The organism is Streptomyces sp. Q2 (assembly GCF_056820935.1).
Genome location: NZ_JBXEJE010000010.1, coordinates 80,946 through 103,129, shown reverse-complemented (window position 1 = coordinate 103,129; position 22,184 = coordinate 80,946). Strand labels below are relative to the sequence as shown.

General features: G+C 72.0%; 18 protein-coding genes. 12 read left to right on the top strand and 6 right to left on the bottom strand.

Annotated features, from left to right (window positions below):
* Positions 1–135 precede the first annotated feature (135 nt).
* The 3 genes from ACWBNA_RS13050 to ACWBNA_RS13040 all read left to right on the top strand — a co-directional run bounded on the left by ACWBNA_RS13050 (position 136) and on the right by ACWBNA_RS13040 (position 3,825).
* The gene (locus ACWBNA_RS13050) at positions 136–1,713 is read left to right on the top strand and encodes an SDR family oxidoreductase (protein ID WP_482704480.1); all 1,578 of its coding nucleotides are present in this window, start codon (positions 136–138) and stop codon (positions 1,711–1,713) included.
* A gap of 147 nt (positions 1,714–1,860) precedes the next feature.
* Entirely contained in the window at positions 1,861–3,234 is a 1,374-nt protein-coding gene (locus ACWBNA_RS13045; RefSeq protein WP_482704479.1) for a cryptochrome/photolyase family protein, read from the top strand.
* A 150-nt stretch (positions 3,235–3,384) separates the two neighbouring features.
* Positions 3,385–3,825 carry an SPW repeat protein gene (locus ACWBNA_RS13040; protein WP_482704478.1) on the top strand — a complete coding sequence of 147 codons (441 nt, stop codon included), beginning with the start codon at positions 3,385–3,387 and terminating at the stop codon, positions 3,823–3,825.
* A gap of 92 nt (positions 3,826–3,917) precedes the next feature.
* On the opposite strand, the gene ACWBNA_RS13035 is transcribed toward ACWBNA_RS13040, so the two are convergent.
* Positions 3,918–4,655, bottom strand: a complete 738-nt coding sequence (locus ACWBNA_RS13035) for a phosphotransferase family protein (protein ID WP_482704477.1) — start codon at positions 4,653–4,655, stop codon at positions 3,918–3,920.
* 153 nt (positions 4,656–4,808) lie between these two features.
* On the opposite strand from ACWBNA_RS13035, the gene ACWBNA_RS13030 reads away from it, so the two are divergent.
* Together ACWBNA_RS13030 and ACWBNA_RS13025 are read left to right on the top strand one after the other, a co-directional pair.
* Positions 4,809–5,075, top strand: coding sequence for a GlsB/YeaQ/YmgE family stress response membrane protein (locus tag ACWBNA_RS13030; protein WP_482704476.1), 267 nt, complete (start codon positions 4,809–4,811; stop codon positions 5,073–5,075).
* Between the two features lie 335 nt (positions 5,076–5,410).
* Positions 5,411–6,292: a GNAT family N-acetyltransferase gene (locus tag ACWBNA_RS13025; RefSeq protein ID WP_482704475.1), complete on the top strand. Its 882-nt coding sequence runs from the start codon at positions 5,411–5,413 to the stop codon at positions 6,290–6,292.
* 59 nt (positions 6,293–6,351) lie between these two features.
* Here ACWBNA_RS13025 and ACWBNA_RS13020 read toward each other — a convergent pair whose 3' ends face one another.
* Both ACWBNA_RS13020 and ACWBNA_RS13015 read right to left on the bottom strand, forming a co-directional pair.
* Complete coding sequence (locus ACWBNA_RS13020; RefSeq protein WP_482704474.1) at positions 6,352–7,293, bottom strand: NAD-dependent epimerase/dehydratase family protein; 942 nt, start codon at positions 7,291–7,293, stop codon at positions 6,352–6,354.
* A gap of 61 nt (positions 7,294–7,354) precedes the next feature.
* Positions 7,355–8,314, bottom strand: a complete 960-nt coding sequence (locus ACWBNA_RS13015) for an NAD-dependent epimerase/dehydratase family protein (RefSeq protein ID WP_482704473.1) — start codon at positions 8,312–8,314, stop codon at positions 7,355–7,357.
* Between the two features lie 138 nt (positions 8,315–8,452).
* Here ACWBNA_RS13015 and ACWBNA_RS13010 point away from each other — a divergent pair, with 138 nt between their 5' ends.
* Positions 8,453–9,160, top strand: coding sequence for a TetR/AcrR family transcriptional regulator (locus ACWBNA_RS13010; protein WP_482704472.1), 708 nt, complete (start codon positions 8,453–8,455; stop codon positions 9,158–9,160).
* Between the two features lie 44 nt (positions 9,161–9,204).
* Here the strand turns inward: ACWBNA_RS13010 and ACWBNA_RS13005 are convergent, their stop codons facing one another.
* Positions 9,205–9,981, bottom strand: a complete 777-nt coding sequence (locus ACWBNA_RS13005; protein ID WP_482704471.1) for a GNAT family N-acetyltransferase — start codon at positions 9,979–9,981, stop codon at positions 9,205–9,207.
* 203 nt (positions 9,982–10,184) lie between these two features.
* Here ACWBNA_RS13005 and ACWBNA_RS13000 point away from each other — a divergent pair, with 203 nt between their 5' ends.
* The 3 genes from ACWBNA_RS13000 to ACWBNA_RS12990 all read left to right on the top strand — a co-directional run bounded on the left by ACWBNA_RS13000 (position 10,185) and on the right by ACWBNA_RS12990 (position 15,916).
* Positions 10,185–10,670 carry a nucleoside deaminase gene (locus tag ACWBNA_RS13000; RefSeq protein WP_482704470.1) on the top strand — a complete coding sequence of 162 codons (486 nt, stop codon included), beginning with the start codon at positions 10,185–10,187 and terminating at the stop codon, positions 10,668–10,670.
* Positions 10,671–10,830: 160 nt separating this feature from the next.
* Positions 10,831–15,135, top strand: coding sequence for an aminotransferase class I/II-fold pyridoxal phosphate-dependent enzyme (locus tag ACWBNA_RS12995; RefSeq protein ID WP_482704469.1), 4,305 nt, complete (start codon positions 10,831–10,833; stop codon positions 15,133–15,135).
* Positions 15,136–15,148: 13 nt separating this feature from the next.
* On the top strand, positions 15,149–15,916 hold the full coding sequence (locus tag ACWBNA_RS12990; protein ID WP_482704468.1) for a class I SAM-dependent methyltransferase: 768 nt from the start codon (positions 15,149–15,151) through the stop codon (positions 15,914–15,916).
* A 96-nt stretch (positions 15,917–16,012) separates the two neighbouring features.
* Here the strand turns inward: ACWBNA_RS12990 and ACWBNA_RS12985 are convergent, their stop codons facing one another.
* Positions 16,013–16,711: a chaplin gene (locus ACWBNA_RS12985; RefSeq protein WP_482704467.1), complete on the bottom strand. Its 699-nt coding sequence runs from the start codon at positions 16,709–16,711 to the stop codon at positions 16,013–16,015.
* Positions 16,712–16,995: 284 nt separating this feature from the next.
* Here ACWBNA_RS12985 and ACWBNA_RS12980 point away from each other — a divergent pair, with 284 nt between their 5' ends.
* The gene (locus ACWBNA_RS12980) at positions 16,996–18,591 is read left to right on the top strand and encodes an alpha/beta hydrolase (RefSeq protein ID WP_482704466.1); all 1,596 of its coding nucleotides are present in this window, start codon (positions 16,996–16,998) and stop codon (positions 18,589–18,591) included.
* 141 nt (positions 18,592–18,732) lie between these two features.
* Positions 18,733–19,839 carry a baeRF3 domain-containing protein gene (locus ACWBNA_RS12975; RefSeq protein WP_482704465.1) on the top strand — a complete coding sequence of 369 codons (1,107 nt, stop codon included), beginning with the start codon at positions 18,733–18,735 and terminating at the stop codon, positions 19,837–19,839.
* A 29-nt stretch (positions 19,840–19,868) separates the two neighbouring features.
* Here the strand turns inward: ACWBNA_RS12975 and ACWBNA_RS12970 are convergent, their stop codons facing one another.
* A complete protein-coding gene (locus ACWBNA_RS12970) occupies positions 19,869–20,282 on the bottom strand; it encodes an SsgA family sporulation/cell division regulator (RefSeq protein ID WP_482704464.1) in 414 nt (137 codons plus the stop codon).
* Positions 20,283–20,697: 415 nt separating this feature from the next.
* Here ACWBNA_RS12970 and ACWBNA_RS12965 point away from each other — a divergent pair, with 415 nt between their 5' ends.
* Complete coding sequence (locus tag ACWBNA_RS12965; protein ID WP_482704463.1) at positions 20,698–22,128, top strand: PP2C family protein-serine/threonine phosphatase; 1,431 nt, start codon at positions 20,698–20,700, stop codon at positions 22,126–22,128.
* The last annotated feature ends 56 nt before the right edge of the window (positions 22,129–22,184 follow it).

Here is a 22,184-nt window from a genome sequence, read left to right as displayed (position 1 = left end):
CGCGAACGGCCCGGGCATGTGTCGCTCTGCGCAACCCATCGGATACTCCCGATGAAATCCCTGCAAATCGCCGCGTCCGATCCGGTTCGGTGGAAGGGATGAGGGGGGACACCGACACCGAGGGAGCGAGGCGTGATGAGCACGGACGATTCCGGACCGGGACTGCGCTGCCTGGTCACCGGCGCCACGGGGTACATCGGCGGCCGGCTCGTGCCGGAGCTGCTCGCCGAGGGGCATCGGGTGCGCTGTCTGGCCCGCTCCCCCGGAAAGCTGCGCGATCACCCCTGGGCGGGTGACGTGGAGGTGGTGCGCGGGGACGTCACCGACGCCGCGTCCGTCGCCGGGGCCCTGCGGGACACCGACGTCGCCTACTACCTGGTGCACGCCCTGGGCACCGGCGACCGCTTCGAGGAGACCGACCGCGAAGCGGCACGCATCTTCGGCGAACGGGCGCGCGCCGCCGGGGTGCGGCGCATCGTCTACCTCGGTGGCCTCACGCCCGCGGGCGTGCCCGAGCGGGAACTGTCGCCGCACCTGCGTTCCCGCGCCGAGGTGGGCCGCGTCCTGCTGGACTCGGGCGTTGCGACGACCGTGCTGCGAGCCGCGGTGGTCATCGGCTCCGGGTCGGCCTCCTTCGAGATGCTGCGCTACCTCACCGAGCGGCTGCCGGTGATGGTCACGCCGAGCTGGGTGCGCACCCGGATCCAGCCCGTGGCGGTACGGGACGTGCTGCGCGCGCTCGTCGGCAGCGCACGCATGCCGGACGACGTGAACCGGACCTTCGACATCGGCGGGCCGGACATCCTGACCTACCGGGACATGATGAGCGGATACGCCGCCGTCGCCGGGCTTCCGCGCCGCGTCATCGTCCCCGTCCCCGTTCTCACCCCCGGCCTCTCCAGCCACTGGGTCGGGCTGGTGACGCCCGTCCCCGCGGCGATCGCGCGGCCGCTCACCGAGTCGCTGCGTCACGAGGTGGTGTGCCACGAACACGACATCGCCCGGTACGTTCCCGATCCGCCCGGCCACCCCCTCGGCTTCGACGAGGCCGTCCGGCTGGCGCTGCAGCGCGTCCGGGACGCCCAGGTGGCCACCCGCTGGTCCTCCGCCTCCGTTCCCGGCGCCCCGAGCGATCCGCTGCCCACCGACCCCGACTGGGCCGGCGGCAGCCTGTACACGGACCACCGGGAGCTGCCGGTGGACGCCTCCCGCGAGGCTCTGTGGCGGGTGATCGAGGGGATCGGCGGGGACAACGGCTGGTACTCGTTCCCGCTCGCCTGGGCGATGCGGGGCCGGCTGGACCGGCTGTTCGGCGGGGTCGGTCTGCGCCGGGGACGCCGGGACGCGGCCCGGCTGCGGGCGGGCGACTCGCTGGACTTCTGGCGTGTCGAGGAGATCGAGCCGGGGCGGCTCCTGCGGCTGCGGGCGGAGATGCGGCTGCCCGGTCTGGCCTGGCTGGAGATGTACGTCGAGACGGAGGGCGAGGAGGAGCACGGGACCGACCCCGCGCGCGGCGGCACGGCCCACCACGAGGGCCGTACGCGCTACCGCCAGCGCGCCCTGTTCCACCCTCGCGGACTGCTGGGGCACGCCTACTGGTGGAGTGTCTCCCCCTTCCACGCCCTGGTGTTCGGCGGCATGGCGCGCAACATCGCGAAGGCCGCGGCCCGCGCCCAGCTCACACCCGCGCCTGGCCGGACGCCCGCTCACTGAGCACCGCTTCCACGACGGGGGTCACCCCAGAAGCGGGTCACCACATCCACGACGGCGGCCATCCCGAAAGCAGATCACCGCATCCACGACGGCAGCCACCTCGGAAGCAGACCACGGCACCGTCCCCTCGTCCCCGGAGCACGCGTCATGAACGTCTCGATCGTCCTGTTCACCGCCGACCTGCGGCTGCACGACCATCCGCCCCTGCGGGCGGCAGGCGACGGGGCCCGCCAGGTGGTGCCCCTGTTCGTCCGTGACCGGGCCGTGGACAGGGCCGGCTTCGCCGCCCCCAACCGGCTGGCGTTCCTGGCCGACTGCCTGCGGGAGCTGGACGCCGGTCTGCGCGAGAGGGGCGGCCGGCTCGTCGTCCGTTCCGGGGACCTGGTCGACCAGGTGTGCAAGGTGGCCGCCGAGGCGGACGCCGACGAGGTGCACCTGGCGGCCGACGTCAGCGCCTACGCGCACCGGCGCGAGGAACGTCTGCGTCTCGCCCTGGAGGCGCAGGGGCGCCGGCTGCACGTCCACGACACGGTGACCACGGCCGTCGCGCCGGGTGCGGTCACCCCGGCGTCCTCCGACCACTTCGCCGTCTTCACCCCGTACTTCCTCCGGTGGTCCGGCCGGCACCTGCGCGGCACTCTCACGGCACCGTCTGCCGTACGGGTGCCGGACGGCATCGGATCCGAGGACCTCCCCACCTCCGGCGGCCTCTCCGGGGTGTCGCGGGGGCTGGCCCGGGGCGGCGAGCAGGAGGGCAGGAAACGCCTGTCGGCGTGGCTGCGTGACGGTGTCGCCGCGTACGAGGACCGGCACGACGACCTCGCCGGTGACGCCACCTCGCGCCTGTCGCCGCACCTGCACTTCGGCACTCTCTCCCCCGTCGAGCTGGTCCACCGGGCGCGCCGGACGGGCGGCCCCGGCGCGGAGGCCTTCGTACGGCAGCTGGCCTGGCGCGACTTCCACCGGCAGCTCCTCGCGGCGCGGCCGGGCGTCGCCACCGCCGACTACCGCACCAAGCACGACCGTTGGCGGTCCGAACGCACGGCCCGCGAGGACATCGAGGCCTGGAAGGAGGGCCGCACCGGCTACCCGGTGATCGACGCGGCGATGCGCCAGCTGCGCCACGAGGGCTGGATGCACAACCGCGCACGTCTGCTGACCGCCTCCTTCCTGACGAAGACGCTCTACGTCGACTGGCGCGTCGGCGCCCGGCACTTCCTCGACCTGCTGGTCGACGGCGACGTCGCCAACAACCAGCTCAACTGGCAGTGGGTGGCCGGGACCGGCACGGACACCCGCCCCCACCGGGTCCTCAACCCGACGGCCCAGGCAAGGCGCCACGACCCCGACGGGGCGTACGTGCGGCGCTGGGTGCCCGAACTCTCGGCTCTCTCCGGGCCGTCGGTGCACGAGCCCTGGAAACTCCGGGGCCCGGACCGGGCGGCGATCGACTATCCGGACCCGATCATCGACCTGTCCGACGGGCTGGCCCGCTTCAGGCAAGCCCGTGGACACGAGTGAGGAGGCGGCACACCGGCAGGCCGGGCCCTCCTTGACGGCGTACCGCCCACCTCTACACATAAAGGAAAAATAAGAGCAGAATGAACCAACGCGGCGTTCACCGCACCCGCACCAGACGCGGTCAGGCCAGCAAGTCGAAGGAGACGCGTCATGGCCAACGTCTCGCCCACCCGAGGTGACATCACCACCCACCCTGATGCTCCTGAAATGCGGGAACGCTACGCCCGCATGCTCGGCGGTCGCGATGTGGCGCTCGTGGACGGACCGGTGTTCCTGCTCGGTCTGTACTGCGCCGTATCCCCCTGGATACTCCACTACACGACGAGCCAGCCCGACCTGGTGACCCACAACCTGATCGTGGGCATAGCGATCGGTCTGCTGGCCCTCGGGTTCACCCAGACCCCCGAGCGCATGTACGGCCTGAGCTGGGCCATGTGCGCGCTGGGCGTGTGGATGATCGTCTCGCCGTGGATCGTCGGCGACAGCCCGGACGCCGGGGTCGTCTGGAACAACATCATCATCGGTGCCCTCGCTGTGATCCTGGGGCTGATGTGCATCGCCACGGCGGCGAGGAGCGCCCCGAGGGCGTAGGCGCCCGCGCGAAGGACAGATGCCCCCAGGCCGGTCCGCGCCCGTGCGGACCGGCCCTCGCACGCCCGCTCAGGGCGCGCACGGCGCCGACGTCAGCCCAGCGGGGCGCCCAGCTCGCGACGGTGCTCGGTGACCCACGCCCAGGCCTCGCGCACCTCGTCGACGGCGCCGGCCTCGCGCAGGGCGACCATGGCCGGCTCCCCGCGGTCCGCGCCGGCGTCGATGCCCCGCCGGCATCGGTCCTGCCACCACAGGACCGTGTCGACGAGGTCGCCCCGCTCGTCGAGTCCGTAGGCGTCGCACACGAGACGGATCCGGCGCACCGCCTCCGGCACGTCGCTCACCCGCGGACCCAGGTCCAGGTACTGCCAGCACAGGTGGGCGACGTCGTGGACGCGCTCACCCGGAGCCGCGAGATCCCAGTCGACAAAGGCCAGCGGCCGCCAGTCGTCGCCGTCCACGGCGTACACGGTGTTCTTCGGGGCGAGGTCGTTGTGGCACACGACGTCCCGGCCGCCGGCCGACGGCGTGCCGTGTGTCAGGTCGTGGAAGGCGCGGACGAGCCGGGCGACTCGGACCAGGCTCGCGTCGGTGCGGGCGGCGGCCCGGTCCCCGGGGGACAGGGCCGACCGTCCCTCGATGTAGCCGAACATCTCGCGGCCCTGCTGGTCCCTCCCCAGGAAGCGCGGCGCACCCGGCCACGCCCGCCGCTCGAACAGCGCGAGCAGTTCCCGCACGTAGTCCGACCGTGGCGAGGGCGTACGCCGCACGGTCGCGCCGATCCGCACGACCTCGCTGACGGCACCGCCTTCGAGGAACGTCTCCTCCACCCCGACCGCCTCCCTGTCACCGTTCGACTCCGATGGTGCTACGCCTTGGCCAGAGGGTGAAACGGGACCGGACTGTCCGCGGTTCCCGGGGGCACACGCACTGGTGCGGGGGTCTTGACAAAAGTGCGTGGGTCTTGACGAAAAGGGGCGGAGATGGAAGTCGACGGCATCATCAGTGCCATCGTGATCGGCATCGTCATCGGTGTCCTGGGCCGGCTCGTGGTCCCCGGGCGCCAGCGCATCGGGATCCTGTGGACCATTCTCGTCGGCATCATCGCCGCGCTGATCGGTTCCGCGATCGCCGGCGCGTTCGGCGTGGCCGACACCAAGGGCGTGGACTGGGTCGAGTGGCTCATCCAGATCGGCCTCGCCGCGCTCGGAGTGACCGCGCTGGACCGGTCGAAGGCACGTCGCCGCTGAGGCGTGCGAGCGGCGGCGGGTGGCAGGCGGCGTACGCCCGGGGCAAGGCGACGGGCATGGAGGGATACAGCGCGCGCAGAGGGCCGGGCGCCGTGTGTGAGGCGAGGCGCGTCCTGCACAGGCAGGGCGCGCCTCGTCGGCTTCGTGCACCTCTCGCGCGCCGAGCGACGCTGCCCGGGCGCCGCAGATCGCATCGAAACCGCACCCGAACCGCACTCGGCGCCCCGCGCACCCGCCCCCGCCCCCGCCCCCGCCCGGGAATTCCGTTGCGGACGGCGCGTCACGACGGTTAGCTTCGGCCGCTCGCGCCCGAATCGACCGTGACGGAGTCCCCGTTGACCCCGCGCATCACCCCGCTCACCGATCCCGAGGCCGGCGCCTCCAGCCGCCGTCTGGCCTGGCTGGCCTCCGGGGCCGAGGGGGTCCCCCTCGGCCCCGCGTTCCTCCGGCTGTTCACGAGGGCGGGCCAGGAGCATCTCGCCGAGGTGGACATCGCGGTGCACGGCGCGGAGCGGCGGCATGGTGTCGGCACGCGGCTGCTGGAGGCCGCCGTGACGGCGGCGCGCCAGGAAGAGCGGCGGTCAGTGCTCGCGCAGGCCGAGCGGGGCTCCCCCGCCGATCTGTTCCTGGCGGCGCGGGGTTTTCGCCGGGTACTGGGACTGACGTACGCCCGCCTGCCGCTGGCCGACGCCGACCTCGCGGCGATCGAGAAACTAGCCCAACTCCCCTGCCCGGGCTACCGGTTGACGGAGTGGAACGGCACCGTCCCGCCCGAGCGGGCGCGGTCCTACGCCGACGCGCGGCGCGCCATGGACGACATGCCGATGGAGGGCACCGACCACGGCACGGTCGCCTGGGACGTGGAACGAGTGATCGCGGTCGCCGAGGCGGTCGCGAAGCGCGGGGACCTGCTGCACACCGTCGCCGCCCTGGACGAGTCCGACGGCTCGGTGGTCGGGTTCTCCGAGCTGGTCGTCCCCGGGGACGGCCGGGGCGACGGTCAGCACTACGGCACGGCGGTGCTCCCTGAGCATCGCGGCCACGGCCTCGCCCGCCGGATGAAGGCCGTCTCGATCCTCCGGGCCCGGGCCCGGCACCCGGAACTCGCCGGGCTGTGCACCGACACGGCGGACAGCAACGCGCCGATGCGCGCGGTCAACGAGGCGCTGGGTTACCTACCGACACATCGGGCGGTGGAGTACCAGCTCGACCTGTAGGCCGCTCACCGAGCCGTGGCACTGCCGGCCGCTCAGCAAGCCGTGGCGCTGCAGACCGTTCACCGAGCGGTGCCCCTCGCGTCCCTCATCGCCGCGAGTCCGTCCCGGGTCGACGGATACGCCGGCGTCCACCCCAGTTCCCGTTCCGCCTTCGCCGTGGAGACGCGCAGGGTCGTCGACATCACCGTGTGCGCGTACGACATCGGCTTCATCAGCCACAGTGGTACGGTCATCGGCTTCGGCGGCCCGAACTCCTCGGCCACGCACAGCACATGGGCCCGGAAGCCGAGCGGTGTGCGGTCGGCGATGTTGTACGCCTGGCCGGGCCGGCCGCGTTCGACGGCGGCCACCACCGCCCGTGCCGCGTCGGTGAGTTCCACCCAGGGCAGGACCCGGCCGTGGTCGTCGGGCACGGGCAGCTGCCGCCTGCGGAGCAGGGGCAGGAGGGCGTCGGTGCCACCGGGGCCGTAGAACAGGCCGAAGCGGAGTGCGATGCCCTCCAACCCCGGGCTTTCGAAGGTGAGTTGTTCCTTGGTGCGCATGGCCGCGAGGTGCCCTTCCAGTTCGGGCGTGGTGCCGTGCGGGCCGAAGAGACCGTCCTCGGTGAGCGCGTGGTCGCCGTGGTCGCCGTAGCCGTATCCGAAGACCATCGACTCGGTCACGAAGCGGCGGGCGCCGACCGTCCGCGCGGCCTCGACGAGGTGGGCGGTGCCCTTGGTGCGCAAGGCGTTGGTGGCGTGCATGTCGCGGTGGCGCATGGGGGCCTTGCGCAGGGCGGTCGCGGCGTGGATCACCGTGTCGAAGCGGTGTCCGTCGACGGCTCGGAGCAGCGCGTCGCGGTCCATGAGGTCGGCGCGGAGGCCGGCCGCCGGTCCGCGGCCGAGTCCGGTGACCTTGTGGCCGGCCTCGGTCAGCGCGTGGGCGATGTGTCGCCCGAGGACGCCGGTCGCGCCCGCGAGGAGGATGCTCTGGTTCTGGTGGATCGTGTCGTTGGTCGCCATGACAGTGCGACGGATCGGGCCGCCGGGGATGTGACATCCCGGCGGCGGCGCCTCCTCCGCCTCACTGCTGCGCGAGCCATTCGCCGTACCAGGCCACCGTGGCGTCGACCGTCTCGGTGAGCGGTGTCGGCGTCGCGCCGAAGGTCCGCTCGAAGGCGGAGGAGTCCACGATCTGGGGCTCGATGTGCTGGTAGAACATCTCCGCGTACTCGGCGACGAACTGCTCGTCGAACGGCCCGAAGGGGCGGAGCTCCGCCATGATCATGACGTCCAGGGCCCGGCCCACCCGCTTTTCGATCATGGTGAGGATCTCGCGTGTGCTGACGGCGGGCGCGGTCGGCAGGTGCCAGACACGCCCGTCGCCCTCCGGACGCTCTCCGAGGATCGCGAGGCCCCGGGCCACGTCCGCGATGCCCGTGTAACTGTGCGGCAGGTCGATGTCCCCGAGACCGAGGACCTGCCCGCCGGTGAGCGCGCCCGGGAACACGGCCGCGCCGAGTGACGAGTTGAGCACCCCCGGCCCGACGAAGTCGGCGGACCGGCCGAGGGCAACCCGGGCCCGGCCCTCGCGATGCGCGGAGAGGTACTTCTCGTCGAGTTCCGCGCGCATCCTGCCCTTGCGGCTGGTCGCCTTCCACGGGGAGTCCTCGGTCATCACCGCTCCCCCGGTCTCGCCGTACGGGTAAAGCGTGTCGAGCACGACCAGCCGCGCACCGGACGCCTCGACGGCCACGAGAAGGGCTTCCTGGACGCGGGGCATCACCTCCGCCTGGAGGTGATAGGCGACGTTGACGCAGTGGTACACGACGGCGGCCCCGGCCACGGCCTCGCGCGCGCCCTCGACGGTGCTGACATCGGCGGCGTACCGCTCGGCCCCTTCGACGGCGGGCCCCTGCCCCTTGCGGTCCACCAGGCGTACCGCATGGCCCCGGCGGACGAGTTCGCGGGCCAGCGCGGTGCCGGCGGGGCCGGAGCCGAGAACGGTGTGCAGGGAGCGAGCGGTGTCGGCGTGGGCAGTCATGGTGATCCCTTCCCCTGGAGACGAGCGAGTACTCATCACTTCTGTTAGAGACTGTAACTCTTACGAATATCTCTAGCAAGAGTGGGAGGTTCGGGCTGCCATTAAGGTGTGTCACACGCATCGACAGAGGAGTCACCCATGGCCGGGAGCGTGCAGAGCCCGAGGGCCCGTTACCGCGAGCAGACACGCACGGAGATCAAGGAGATCGCGCTGCGGCAGTTGGCCGAGGGAGGCACGGCGGCGGTGGCCCTGAGCCGGATCGCCAAGGAGGTCGGCCTCTCGGGGCCGGCCCTGTACCGCTACTTCGACAGTCGTGACGCGCTGCTCACGGACCTGATCCGGGACGCGTACGCCGACCTGGCGGCGGCCGTCGTGGCGGCCGGGGAGGCGCTGGCGCCGGACACCTCACCGCGTACGCGGATGCGGGCGCTCGCGGTGGCCTGCCGGGAGTGGGCGGTGAGTCAGCCGCACCGTTATCTGCTGATCCAGGGCACGCCGGTGCCGGGTTACACGGCGCCCCCGGACACGCTCGACAGCGCGCGGGCGGTGCTCTCGCCGTTCTTGCGGGCCTTCGAGGGGGCCGAGGCGTCGGCGGCCGTGGCGCCGGTGGTGGCGCAGATGAAGGCCTGGGCGGACGACGACCCGGCGGTGGCGGCCTGGGCGCGCGGGCATGTGGCCGCCGGGTCCGAGGGCCCGGCGCTGGCCGGAGCGGTGCTCGCGTGGGCCCACCTGCACGGGGCGGTCAGCCTGGAGGTGTCGGGCCAGTTCACGGGCATGGGCCACGACGGAGGCACGCTGGTCGCGGCCCAGATCGACGCGCTGGCGGACGCGTTCGGCCTCGGCTGAGCCGCGACAAGGGAGCCGGGGGGACGACGGGAGGGGCGGGGCTGCTACGGCACGTACACGTACGGCGTCGTCGTGGTGAGGGGATGGAAGCCGAGGCGCTCCAGGATGGGCCTGCTCTGGCTGGTGGCGTCGACCTGGAGGTAGCGGTAGCCGCGGTCGACGGCGGCGCGGGCCCGCTGGGCGACCAGGGCGCGGTAGATGCCGCGGCCACGCCAGGCCTCGACGGTGCCGCCGCCCCAGAGGCCGGCGAAGCGGGTGCCGGGCACCAGCTCCATGCGGGCGGCGCTGACCGGTGTGTCACCGGCGAGCGCCACGACGGCGACGACGGTGTCCGGGTCGTCCGTCAGCCGGGCGAGCAACTGGTGGCGCAGTCGGGAGCTGTCGGTGCCGAACGCCTTCTCGTGAACCTCCGCCACGAGGTCGACGCCCGCCCGGTCGGTCGCCGGAAGGAAGCGAATCCCCTCGGGCGCTTCGTCGTCCAGCGTCAGCTCGGCGACCTCGGCGATCATCAGGGTCTCCTCCGGCTCGGGCGTGAACCCGGCGGCAGCCAGCCGCGGCCCGAGATCCACGGGCAGGTCGTGCCCGTAGAGCTTCCACTCGAAGTCGAGACCGAGACCGCGGTAGTGGGCGAGCTGCTCGGCGATCGCCGCGTCGGCGCTCGCCTCGTCCAGGTCAGACCAGACGACGCCGTTCCAGCCGTGCCCGGCGCAGACCTGACGGACCACGTGCCCCGCCCGCTCGATCCTGGCACCGGGACCGTCCGGCTGAGCACCTTCACGCATGTCCCGGTCGTACAGGGCAAGTATCGCGGCATGATCCATGCGCTCACTCCAGCACCCGACCCCTGACGGGGCAACAGCTTTACCGTCCTCCCGTTCGGCGTGCTCCCCGTTCGCCGTGCTCCCCGTTCGGCCTCCTACCCGTTCGGCGTCCGCACCGCCGCCGCTCGGCCTTGCCTTTCGGCCCCCGTACCGGCGGCCGTAGGCTGCGCCACGGAGATCACGTCACGAGGAGGTTCTTCGCCATGGCCGTGAAGGACGCGGAGCTGCCGTACCTACGCCGCTGTGTGGAGCTTGCGGCCCGGGCGCTGGAGGTGGGCGACGAGCCGTTCGGGTCGGTGCTGGTGGGCGCTGACGGCACGGTGCTCGCCGAGGACCACAACCGGGTGGCCTCCGGCGACCGCACCCGGCACCCCGAGTTCGAGCTGGCGCGCTGGGCGGCGGCCGGTCTGTCGCCCGGGGAGCGGGCCGCCGCGACCGTGTACACGTCGGGTGAGCACTGCCCGATGTGCGCGGCCGCGCACGCCTGGGTGGGCCTCGGGCGGATCGTGTACGTCGCCTCGTCGGAGCAACTGGCCGGGTGGCTCGCCGAGTTGGGGGTGCCCGCGCCGCCGGTGCGCACCCTGCCGGTCAACGAGGTCGCGCCCGGTGTGCCGGTGGAGGGCCCGATCCCGGAACTGACCGAGGAGGTACGCGCCTTGCACCACCGTTTCCATCGCGGTGAGCACTGACGGCCACACAGTCCGTAACCCGCGCGGTACAGCCCCTGACCGCCCGAGATGCGGGCGGCGTCCCGCGGTGCCTACGATCGAGTAAGACCCAGGCCAGGTGGACCGCCCGGTCTCCCTCCGTCGGGGGGAGGCGCTTGCTTTGCTGTCGGCACGTCGGCTGATGACCGCTCATCTCGCGGTGGTGACGGTCACCACGAGCGTCTACATGACGATTCCGGCGGCCCGCACCCCCCTCTGGGCCGTCATCGGCCTCGCCGGTGTCGCCGCCGTGGTGACCGGCTCGCACGTGTACCGTCCCGCGCACCGCTGGCCCTGGTGGATCCTCGCGGCCGGACTGCTCACCTTCGTCACGGGCGGCACGTACTACAACGTGATGGAGGAGTACTTCCACGCCTCCAACCCGTTCCCCTCCCCCGCGGACGGCTGCTACCTGGCCACCTACCCGCTGTTCGCCGCCGGGCTGTACGGCCTGGTCCGCTACCGCTGGGCGGGCAACGACCTGCCCAGTCTCCTCGACGCGTTGATCTTCACCGTCGGTCTCGCGCTACCGGTGTGGGTGTACCTGGTCCAGCCGCTCACCGAGGTCGAGGGGCTGACCTGGCAACAGCACGCCATCAGCATCGCCTACCCCCTGGGCGACGTGCTGGTCCTGGCACTGCTGGCCCAGCTACTGACCCCTCATCCACTGAAAGGGCGCAACCGGTCTCTCCAGTTGCTGGTCCTGGGCACGGTGACGCTGCTCGTCTTCGACATCGCGTACGGGATGCTGCAACTCAACGACATGGGGCAGGCGGGCACAGTGCTGGACTCCGGGTGGATCGTCTTCTACACGGCCTGGGGCCTGGCCGCACTGCACCCGTCGATGGTGGAGCTGACCGCTGCCGTGCCACAGCGAACGTCGCTGCTCCCGCCGCCGCGCCGGCTGGTCCTGCTCGCTGTGGCCACGCTCATCGCACCGGGGATCCTGCTGTACGAGGGCCTCGTGCGCGAGCCGCACGACGCCGCCGTGATCGCCGCCTTCTCCGGCATGCTCTTCCTGCTGGTCATCCTGCGTCTGGCCGGGATGGTCGTGGCGCATCGCAGGGCGGTGGCACGGGAACAGGCGCTGCGCTCGGCGGCGGCCTCGCTGGTGTCGGCCGTCCGGCAGCAGGAGGTGACGCGGTCGTGCGAGGCGGCCGTCGACACGCTCCTCGGGTCCACGGTCCACCACCGGACCCTGCTGCTGCCCGCCGAACGGGCGGCGGACCTGGCACCGGGCGATACCCGGTTCGTCGCCGCCGACGACCTCGATTCCGACCTGGCCTCCGAGCTGGGCGGTCTGCCGACCGTCCTGGTGTGCCCCATGACCCCGCCCACCCGTCCGACGGCCTCGGAGGGACGGGGCGTGCTGCTGGTCGCCGGTCCGCCCGGGCACCTCACCGAGACGTGGAGCTCGCTGGAGATCCTCGCCTCGCACGCGGGCCTGGCGATGGATCGCGTCGTGCTCCGCGAGGAGGTCGTCCGCCGGGAGAGCGAGGCGTACTTCCGCACGCTCGTGCGCAACACCTCGGACGTCATCCTCATCCTGGAGGAAGACAACACCATCCGGTACGTCAGTCCGTCCGCCACGGCCGTCTTCGGCACCGCGGACCTGGAGGGTACTCCGCTGCCCGACCTACTGGACCCCCGCGACCGGCAACGGGCGATCCGGGAGCTGACCGCGGTTCGGGACCACGGGCCGCGGACGACCCACGACCACTGGTGGATACGGAACCGGGGCGGGCGGGTCGAGGTGGAGGTGCGGTGCAGCGACTTCCGGGACGAGCGCACCGTGGCCGGGCTGGTCGTCACGCTGCGCGACGTCACCGAGCAGCGGCGACTGGAGCAGGAGCTGACCGAGCGGGCCTTCCACGACTCGCTGACCGGACTGCCCAACCGGACGCTGCTGCTGGAGCGGATCGAGCGTGCGCTGCTGCGCGGTCGCCGGGAGTCGTCCCTGACCTGTCTGCTCTTCGTCGACCTGGACGACTTCAAACTGGTCAACGACACACTGGGGCACTCGGCGGGCGACCACCTCCTCAACGCCGTCGGGCGCCGCCTGACCGGGGCGCTGCGGCGCACCGACACCGCGGCCCGGCTGGGCGGCGACGAGTTCGCCGTACTGATGGAGGACGCGCGGGAACCGCTGGACGCCGAACTGTTGGCTGCCCAGGTGATCCAGACGCTGACCAGGCCGTTCGTGCTCGGCGAGGAGTCGGTGACCGTGTCCGCGAGTGTGGGAGTGGCCACCGCGCGCGACAGCGCCGACGCGCAGGAACTGCTCGGTCACGCGGACCTGGCCCTCTACGCGGCGAAGACGGCGGGCAAGCGACAGTGGCGGCGCTTCCAGCCGATGCTGCGGGCCAGAATGGTCGAGCGGCACGATCTGCAGAACCGGCTCGCCCGGGCGGTCACCGACCAGGAGTTCGCCCTGCGCTACCAACCGGTCGTGGACATCTCCGTGGGCGAGGTGGTCGGCTTCGAGGCGCTGGTGCGCTGGCCGGGTGCCCCGCGCCCCCCGGCGTCGCCGGAGCAGTTCATCAGCCTGGCCGAGGAAACCGGGCACATCGGGCCTCTCGGGTCGTGGGTTCTCAAGAACGCGGTGCAGGACGTCACGGCACTGCAGCACTTGCCCGGCCCGGGCATGCCGCCGTACGTCAGCGTGAACGTGTCCGCCCGCCAGTTCCGCGACGTCGGGTTCGTGGACCAGGTCGGCGAGGCGCTGCGGACACCGGGACTGGCGCCGGGATCGCTGCAGCTGGAACTCACCGAGACGGTGCTGCTGCGCCACGACAGCCAGATCCAGGAGATGCTGCGGGCGCTGAAGGACCTGGGCGTGAGCATCGCGGTCGACGACTTCGGCACCGGCTTCTCCTCGCTGCGCTATCTGCGGGACTTCCCCATCGACGTACTGAAGATCGACAAGACGTTCATCGACGACATCACACGCCACGCGCAGCAGGGCGCACTCGTCGAGGGCATCGTGCGCCTCGCCGACACGCTGGGCGTCCAGGTCATCGCCGAGGGGATCGAGAACGCGGCGCAGCGGGATCTGCTGGCGGGCATGGGCTGCCGGTTCGGGCAGGGCTTCCTCTTCGCGCGGCCGATGACGGTGGAGCAGAGCGAGCGGCTGTTGCGGCGGCGGGACGGGGCAGGCCGCGCACCCGCGAACGGTGTCGCACCCAAGGGGGCACAGCAGGGGGCGCCGGAGCGCAAGCGGCGCTGCGCCGACCTGGAGCATCTGCGGCGGACCAGCCCGATGACAGACGCGGTCATCGACGAGGTGCGCGGCCGGCACATTCGCAGCCGCGGCCACTGGCTGATCGACTTCGCCTCCTGCAACTACCTGGGTTTCGACTGGGACCCGGAGATCGCCGCCCGCATCGAACCCGCGGTACGGCGCTGGGGCACCCACCCGAGCTGGTCGCGGCTGCTGGGCAGTCCGCGGCTGTACCCCGAGATCGAGGAGCGGCTCGCCGCACTGCTGGGCGCGCCGGACACACTGCTGCTGCCGACGCTGACCGTCATCCACTCGGCGGTGATCCCGGTCCTCGCCGACGCGGGCCATGTGTTCGTCGAAGCGACGGCACACCGCACGGTGCACGACGGCTGTGTCGTCGCCCGCGGGCAGGGTGCCGCCCTGCACCACTTCCACGCCGAACGGCCCGAGGAACTGGAGGCCCTGCTCTCCGCGGTGCCCGCGGGCGCGCCCAAGCTGGTCTGCCTGGACGGCGTCAACAGCATGAGCGGCAACGTCTCCGAGCTGCCCACCCTGACCACGCTGTGCCGCGATCGAGGCGCGACGCTGTACGTCGACGACGCCCACGGTTTCGGCGTGATCGGGGAGCGCGGGCCGACCGAGCTGTGTCCGTACGGCTCGCGCGGCAACGGCGTGGTGCGGCACACCGGTAAGTCGTATGAGGGGATCGTGCTGACCGGGGGTTTCTCCAAGGCGTACTCGTCGCTGCTCGCCTTCCTCGCTCTGCCCACCGACCTGAAGAACCGCCTCAAGACGGCCGCCGCGCCCTACCTGTACTCGGGCCCCTCCCCCACCGCGTCCCTGGCCACCGCGATGGCCGGACTGGACGTCAACGACCTCCGCGGCGACACACTGCGCGCCGACCTCTACCGCAAGACGGTCCGGGTGCTCGAGCATCTCGACCGCCTGGACGTCGCCACCCTCAGCACGGACCGGCTGCCCATCATGGAGGTCCCGCTGGGGAACCCGGCCGACCTGGACGCGGTCGCCTCGTTCCTGTGGGAGGAGGGCGTCTACGTGACGCTGTCCGCGTATCCACTCGTGCCGCGTGACCGGGTGGGCTTTCGTATCCGGCTCACCGCGCTCAACTCCGACGAGGACATCGACCGCCTGACCGGCGCGCTGACCCGACTGGCGGCACGGTTCCCCCTGCGGTCGAAGGAGCCGGAGGGCCATGCCAAGGGCTGAGAGGACCATGCCGATGACCTGGAGAGTCACGCCGAAGTCCGGCGAGGCCGCGACGACGCACAACGACGACGTGGACTGGGACAGCTGGCCGATCGCGGACTATCTCGCCGAGAACTACCGCGAGGTGCACCCGTCGGACGCGGCGGTCATCACCCACCACTGCGCGTTCTACCGGCGGCTCGCGCCGGGCAGCGTCGGCCGCTCGGTGGAGTTCGGGGCCGGCCCGAACCTCTACCCGCTGATCCTCGCGTCCGCGGCGAGCCGCCGTATCGACGCCGTCGAGGCGGGGGCCGGCAACGTCGCCTATCTGGAGCGGCAGATCCAGTGCGAGCCCGACGCCAGCTGGCTGCCGTTCCACGCGCTGTGCCGGGAGCTGAACCCGGCCCTGCCCACGACCCTGGCCGGGGCACTGGCCCATGTGGACGTCGTCCACGGCGACGTCCGCGACCTCCCACCGGGCGGGTACGACCTGGCATCCATGCACTTCGTCGCGGAAGTGGCGACCGAGGACCGCGCGGAGTTCGCCGACTTCTGCCAGGCCTTCGTGCGCAGTGTCGCGCCGGGCGGGTACCTCGTGGCCGCGTTCATGGAGAACATGCCGACCTATCGCATCGGGCCCGCGTCGCGCTGGCCGGGCTGCCCGGTCGACCCGCAGGTCGTCACGGACGTGTTCGCGCCGCTGACCCGGGAGCTGACCGTCACCCGCATCGACGCCGACCCCACCCTGCCCGACTACGGGGACTCGGGGATGGTGCTGCTCACGGCGGTGTCGGCAGGGTGAACACCTGAACCGTGGAGCCGGCCGACCGCGTCGCCGCCAGCGCTCAGGCCCCACCGGTCGTGTCCGGTGGGGCCTTCCGTGCTCCGTCGAGGGCGGTCAGCGCGTCGCCCTCGGGCGGGAGCGCCGGTACACGGCCGCTCCGCCGAGGATCAGCGCCGCGCTCCCCACGACGGCGGGCAGGGTCCGGTCCGTCCCCGTCTCGGCGAGTTCGGCGGCGAAGTGCGGCTGCGGGGCGGGCGGCGGCGTCTGCGGACCCGCGTCCGCCCCGGGCGACGGGGTCGGCTTCGGTGCCGGCTGCCCGGGTGTCCAGGGGCTCTCGGGCCGGTCGCCGGAGGTGTTCCCGGACTCGTTGCCGACGGCCGCGTTGCCGATGCCGACGACGTTCACGCTGTTGCCGCTGACGTTGACCGGCGCGTGGACCGGGAGTTGCACACCGTTGCCGGACAGCACGCCGGGTGAATCCTTTCCGCCCCCGCTCGCGGTCGCCCCGCCGTCCGCGGTAGCCCCGCGGTCCGTGGCCGCCCCTTCGGGCGTGTCGGCCCCGTCGCCACCGGACTCCGCGTCGGCGCAGCTGTTGCCCGCCGCCGGATTGAGCAGCCCCACCACGTTCACGGTGTTCCCGCACACGTTCACCGGGACGTGCACCGGGAGCTGGACGGTGTTGCCGGAGATCACTCCCGGCGAGCCTGCCGCGACGCCGTCCGCGCCGGAACTCGCGTACGCGGGCATCGCCACCGCCATCGCGCCGGACGCGGCGGCGACGGCGATCACACCGTTTCGGGTAACCCGTCTCATAGGGTCCCTGCCTTCCAGACATGGTCGCGGGCACTCGCCCGCACCGGATAAAACGGCAGGTGAACCATCGGAGTTATGGCTTATCGGCCTTTCACCCCATCGAGCGTCACGGTCATCGAACTGTCGGCAAAACCGTCGAATGCGCATCGAGGGCGCGCAGGGTAGGGCACAGCCCGACGTCCCGCTCGTCCGGAGGCGGGCCCCGCGAGGTGCGCCTATCGTGATCGAGGGCGCTCGGACCGGGCGCCGGTCCCGGTCCGCGGCAGGCGTCCCTGGAGGCATTCATGCCGGCCAAGCTGTCGACTCGGCCCACTCTCCGGCGCTGCGCGATCACCGGAGGCGTCGCCCTGGCACTGCTCGGGGCGGGTCTGCCGGCGACGTCCGCGGACGACCCCGAGGCCGGCCTGGCGCGGTTCTACCGCCAGAAGGTCACCTGGTCCACGTGCGACGGCGTGGACATGCCCGAGGACCTCCAATGCGGGAAGGTCACCGTCCCCCTCGACTACGACAGGCCGCGGGCGGGCACTCTCGAGCTGGCCCTCGCCCGCTATCGCGCGACGGGGAAGTCGCGCGGCTCGGTGCTGCTCAACTTCGGAGGTCCCGGAGGCGCGGGGGTCAGTGAACTCGCCGCCAGCGGCAAGGACTTCATGAGTCTGACGAACGGCTACGACGTGGTGTCCTTCGACCCCCGCGGCGTCGGCCGGTCCTCACCTGTGACGTGCGGCAACGGCTCCGCCGAGGTCACGGTGGACGAGGACGCGGACATGGCCGGCGATCCGCAGGGCGTCCTCAGGCAGTTGCGGAAGGCCGCCCGCACCTGCGCCGAGCACTCCGGGCCCGTCCTGCCCCACATCGGCACGGTGAACGCCTCGCGCGACCTCGACGTGATGCGTCAGGCCGTCGGCGACAAGAAGCTCAACTACCTCGGTTTCTCCTACGGAACGCGGCTCGGCGCGGTGTACGCGGCCCAGTTCCCCAAGAAGGTGGGCCGGATGGTGCTCGACGGCGTGGACACGCTCACCGAACCACTCACCGAACAGGGCGTGGCGGGTGCCGCGGGTCAGCAGACCGCCCTGGAGGACTTCGTCGACTGGTGCGCGCAGGACATCGCCTGTCCCTTCGGCACCGATGCGCGCACGGGCCGGGAGGAGGTCGAGCGTCTCGTCGAATCGCTCGACCAGGACCCGGTGCCGACCGACTTCGGCGAGGCGTTCACCGGACAGGACCTCGTGGGCGCGATAGGCCAGGCCCTCTACAGCAGGCAGTTGTGGCCGTCCCTGCAACGGGCGCTCGCCGCACTGGTGGAGGACGGCGACACGCGGCCGCTCCTGTGGTTCTCCGGCGGCGGTTCGGGGGTCCGTGCCACCGGCGCCGCCCTCCGCGCCGACGACGGGACGGACGGCGGCCTGGTCGACCAGGAGGACGTACCACTCGACAATCTTCCGGCGGCGCTGATGGCGATCAACTGCGCGGACGATCCCGACCGCCCCAGCGCCCGCCGGATCTCCCAGCAGCTCGGCCGGCTGCGCGCCGAGTACGAGCAGGCGTCCCCGGTGTTCGGCCGGTACCGGCTCACCGAGGTGCTGATGTGCTACGGCCGCCCCAAGGGCACCGATTTCATCCGTGACGACGTCCGCGACGTCCGTACCCCGAAGATGCTCCTGGTGGGCACCCGGGGCGACCCCGCGACGCCGTACCGCTGGACCGTGGAGACGGCCGAGCGACTGGGCGACTCGGCCGTGGTGCTCGACAACAGGAGTGAGGGGCACACCGGTTACGCCTCCTCCAAGTGCGTGCACCGCAAGGTCGACGCGTTCCTGCTGTACGGCTCCCTGCCGCCCGACGGGAGCTCCTGCGGACCGGAGCGCGACGGTCACTGACGTACGCCACGGTCGTCCGGCCGCTCCCTATCGACGGCCACGCCGTTCGGCGACTCGAGCGACCCCGGAAGCGAGTTGCCGGTATTGCCCGACGTGATCACCCCTGATGCCCTATCGGCGATTCGGCCCTATCGTGCTGTTATGGAGCACGCACTCAGTCCCACGACCCTCACCGAGCTGCGGCGCCCGCGCCCCTATCCGGCCGTGTCCGTGCTGACGCCGACACATCGCCGGGAGCCCGAGAACGCCCAGGATCCGGTCCGGCTGCGCAATGTCGTGGCCGAGGCCAAGAAGCAACTGGAGGCCGATCCCGCGATCCCCCGTGACCGGCGCCTCGACGTCGCCCGGCAGCTCGACCAGGCCCTCACCGAGATCGACCTGGCGCACGCCGAGGACGGTCTGGTGATCTTCGCCGCCCCGGGTGAGCACCAGGTGTGGTCGCTCGCCCGCCCCGTGCCCGAACGCGTGGTGCTCTCGGACACCTTCCTGACCCGCAACCTGGTCTCGGCGCAGGCCGCCGAGCAGCCGTTCTGGGTGCTCTCGGTCTCCGCCGCCCACGTCACCCTGTGGAGCGGCGGCACGGACCGCGTCACCGAGCACCACACCGGCGGTTTCCCCCTGACCAGGCTGACCAGGAGCCGCGAGAACTTCGACGCCGAACGCCAGGAACGGGTCGGCGACCAGCCGAGCACCTTCCGGGACGAGGGCACCCGCCAGTTCCTGCGCGAGGCGGACACCGCGATGAGCGCGGTCCTGCGCGAGGCGCCCAGGCCGCTGTACGTCACCGGCGAGACGGCCGCGCTGTCCCTGATGGACGAGGTCGGCAGCGTCACCAAGAGCGCCGTCCACGTACCGCACGGCGGACTCGCGCACGGCACGCCCGACGCCGTGTGGCAGGCGATCCGGCCGCTGGTCGCCGCCGAGGCGCGCAAGAACACCGACTCCGTGACGCGGGAGCTCGCATCGGCCCGCGGCCACCGGGCGTTCGCGGCCGGGATCGACGAGCTGTGGCAGAGCGCGCGCGAGGGCCGCGTACGCCTGCTGGCCGTCGAGGAGAACTTCCGGGTGACGGTCCGTGACGACGGCGGGGACCATCTGATCCCGGCCGTCAGCGGCGATCTGGACGCCCGCGAGGACATCGTGGACGAGATCGTCGAGCAGTGCCTGGAGACCGGCGCCGAGGTGCGCTTCGTACCGGACGGCACGCTGGCGGACGCGGACGGGATCGCGGGCGTACTGCGGTACTGAACCCCGTCGCACCACGGCACCGAGGCATGTCAGACGCCGCCGAAGAGCGAGGCCAGCCCGTGCTCGACGGCGGCGCCGAGATCCTCCTGGCCGGCGCCCACCACGGCGTACGTCCGCAGCAGGAACCGGCGCAGGGCCGCGGTGTCGAACTGGAGCAGGGCCAGACCGTACGGCGAGTGGAGTTCGACGACGGTGCGGGCCCGGCCGCACGGCCACAGGTGCACATCACCGTCCCCCGCCGGACCGGCCAGTCCGCCCTCCAGCAGGGCCCGGGCGAAGGTCCAGGTGACCCGCTCGCCGTCCAGGGCGACCTCGGGCGGGAAGTCGACGTACACCGCGAGGGGGTCCGCGGAGGTGTAGCGGAGCGTGGCGGGAACGGAAAGTTCCCGGTTCTCCGCGGTGACCAGGCGGGCGCGGGCGGGCTGCTCGAGCGTGATGTCCATGCTCTTACGAGCTCGCAGGTGCCGTTCGCATTACGCCGAACCCGGCATCAATTAATGTGACCTGCATCACACGCTACTGTCGCACCCCCTACACCACCCCCGCCCACGCCCCCTGGCAGGGCCTGTTCCACATATGCCACACTCCTCTAGAACACACGACCGTCGAACACGCAACTGAACACCGTGTCGGCCACCCCGAAGAACCATCAAGTCACGTACGCCTCCTACGACTTGATTCACCCGGCGTCGCACACCAGACGTACGTCGACCTCACCCCGTGAAGACTGTGGCATATGCCAGAAGCACCACCGTATCGGGTGTCGCCGAATCCCTTACAGGGCGTCGCGGGCTGTGCAACAGTCGTAACGGTCCTTCCCTCCGCCTTGGTCGAACCGTCCCCGCATCGGAGTGCGTCATGCCGTCCCATCTCTCTGCGGACCGCCCAGCCGCCCAACCGCCAGGACGCGGTTCGGTCGACGCGCTCATTTCGCAGGCGCGCCGGCTCAAGGGCGAGGTGGACGCCGTGCGCCGGGACACACAGAGTGACGGTCTGGACCCCCAGGAGCGTTGGCAGCGCGCGCTGTGCGACCTCGCGCTGCACCAACTCGACGATCTGGACGAGCACTTGGCACAGCTGCGGGACGGCCCGCCGCCCGTGCCCGCCTCGCCCGAGGCGGCGACCGCCGTCCGAGCCGTGCCGCCCGCTCCCCGGCGCGGCTCGCTGCTCAGCCGGGTCGGCAGTGCGGAGTGGAACCTGCTGACGGACGAGGCCAGTTGGTCCGGAGAGCTCTACCAGATCCTGGGCCGGGACCCCGCCGCTCCCCCGCTGACCCTCGACGAGCTGCCGTCGCTGGTGCTGGACGAGGACCGGCCGAAGCTGACGGCGATGGTCACCGACTGCCTCGTCGACGCCAAGCCCATCGACGGTGAGTTCCGCGTGCTGCGGCCGGACGGGGGCGTCCGGACCGTGCACATGATGGGCGAGCCCGTGCTCGACACCGACGGAAGCACCGCGTCCATGTGGGCGGTGCTGCGGGACGTCAGTGAACTGCGCCGCAGCCAGCGGGCGGTGAGCGAGACCCGTGACTCGTTACAGCGTCACCGGCACCGCGCGCAGACCGAGCACCGGCTCGCGGTCGAGCTGCAGGAAGCCGTGTTGCCGCCGTGGCGCGGCTCCCTGCGGCTCCCGCACCAGGGACCCGAGACGCTGGACCTCGCGGCCCACTATCTGCCGTCGTCGACGAGCGCGACGATCGGCGGCGACTGGTACGACGCGCTGGAACTCGCCGACGGCGAGACGCTGCTCAGCGTCGGCGACCTCACCGGCCACGGAGTCGCCGTGGCCTCCGGCATGGCGACCCTGCTGGGCGCCGTACGCGGCATGGCGATGGCCGGCACCCAGCCGGGTCAACTGATGGCCTGGCTCAACCAGTTGCTCGACGCCACCGTGCAGCCGGCCCTCGGCAGCGCGGTCTGCTGCCGCTACCGGCCCGACACCCGCACCCTGGTGTGGGCCCAGGCCGGCCACCCCGCCCCGCTGCTGTTCCGCGACGGGACGGGGCGCAGGCTGCACGCACCGGACGGCGTTCTCCTCGGCGCGACCTCGGGAGCCGTGTACGAGCAGACCGAAGAGACCCTCCGACCGGGCGACCTGCTCCTGCTGCACACCGACGGGCTGGTGCCCGGGCACAGCGGCACGGCGGCGGTGAACCGCCTCCTCGGCCTGGCCCCGCGGTTCGGCGAGGCGCGCACCGCACAGGACTGCGTACGGATGGTCGTCGAGGAGTTCGGTGAGGCCGAGCGCGAGGACGACGCCTGTGTGCTCCTCGCCAGGGTGGCCCCGTAACGACGACCGCCGATCGGAGGGGCACGGCGTCCCGTTCCCTGTGCTGTAGCGGTTCC

Bases quoted from the DNA above. Each gene is read 5' to 3' on its own strand.
- ACWBNA_RS13050 (WP_482704480.1), top strand. From the start codon at position 136: ATGAGCACGGACGATTCCGGACCGGGACTGCGCTGCCTGGTCACCGGC.
- ACWBNA_RS13045 (WP_482704479.1), top strand. From the start codon at position 1,861: ATGAACGTCTCGATCGTCCTGTTCACCGCCGACCTGCGGCTGCACGAC.
- ACWBNA_RS13040 (WP_482704478.1), top strand. From the start codon at position 3,385: ATGGCCAACGTCTCGCCCACCCGAGGTGACATCACCACCCACCCTGAT.
- ACWBNA_RS13030 (WP_482704476.1), top strand. From the start codon at position 4,809: ATGGAAGTCGACGGCATCATCAGTGCCATCGTGATCGGCATCGTCATC.
- ACWBNA_RS13020 (WP_482704474.1), bottom strand. From the start codon at position 7,293: ATGGCGACCAACGACACGATCCACCAGAACCAGAGCATCCTCCTCGCG.
- ACWBNA_RS13015 (WP_482704473.1), bottom strand. From the start codon at position 8,314: ATGACTGCCCACGCCGACACCGCTCGCTCCCTGCACACCGTTCTCGGC.
- ACWBNA_RS13010 (WP_482704472.1), top strand. From the start codon at position 8,453: ATGGCCGGGAGCGTGCAGAGCCCGAGGGCCCGTTACCGCGAGCAGACA.
- ACWBNA_RS13005 (WP_482704471.1), bottom strand. From the start codon at position 9,981: ATGGATCATGCCGCGATACTTGCCCTGTACGACCGGGACATGCGTGAA.
- ACWBNA_RS13000 (WP_482704470.1), top strand. From the start codon at position 10,185: ATGGCCGTGAAGGACGCGGAGCTGCCGTACCTACGCCGCTGTGTGGAG.
- ACWBNA_RS12995 (WP_482704469.1), top strand. From the start codon at position 10,831: ATGACCGCTCATCTCGCGGTGGTGACGGTCACCACGAGCGTCTACATG.
- ACWBNA_RS12990 (WP_482704468.1), top strand. From the start codon at position 15,149: ATGACCTGGAGAGTCACGCCGAAGTCCGGCGAGGCCGCGACGACGCAC.
- ACWBNA_RS12985 (WP_482704467.1), bottom strand. From the start codon at position 16,711: ATGAGACGGGTTACCCGAAACGGTGTGATCGCCGTCGCCGCCGCGTCC.
- ACWBNA_RS12980 (WP_482704466.1), top strand. From the start codon at position 16,996: ATGCCGGCCAAGCTGTCGACTCGGCCCACTCTCCGGCGCTGCGCGATC.
- ACWBNA_RS12975 (WP_482704465.1), top strand. From the start codon at position 18,733: ATGGAGCACGCACTCAGTCCCACGACCCTCACCGAGCTGCGGCGCCCG.
- ACWBNA_RS12970 (WP_482704464.1), bottom strand. From the start codon at position 20,282: ATGGACATCACGCTCGAGCAGCCCGCCCGCGCCCGCCTGGTCACCGCG.
- ACWBNA_RS12965 (WP_482704463.1), top strand. From the start codon at position 20,698: ATGCCGTCCCATCTCTCTGCGGACCGCCCAGCCGCCCAACCGCCAGGA.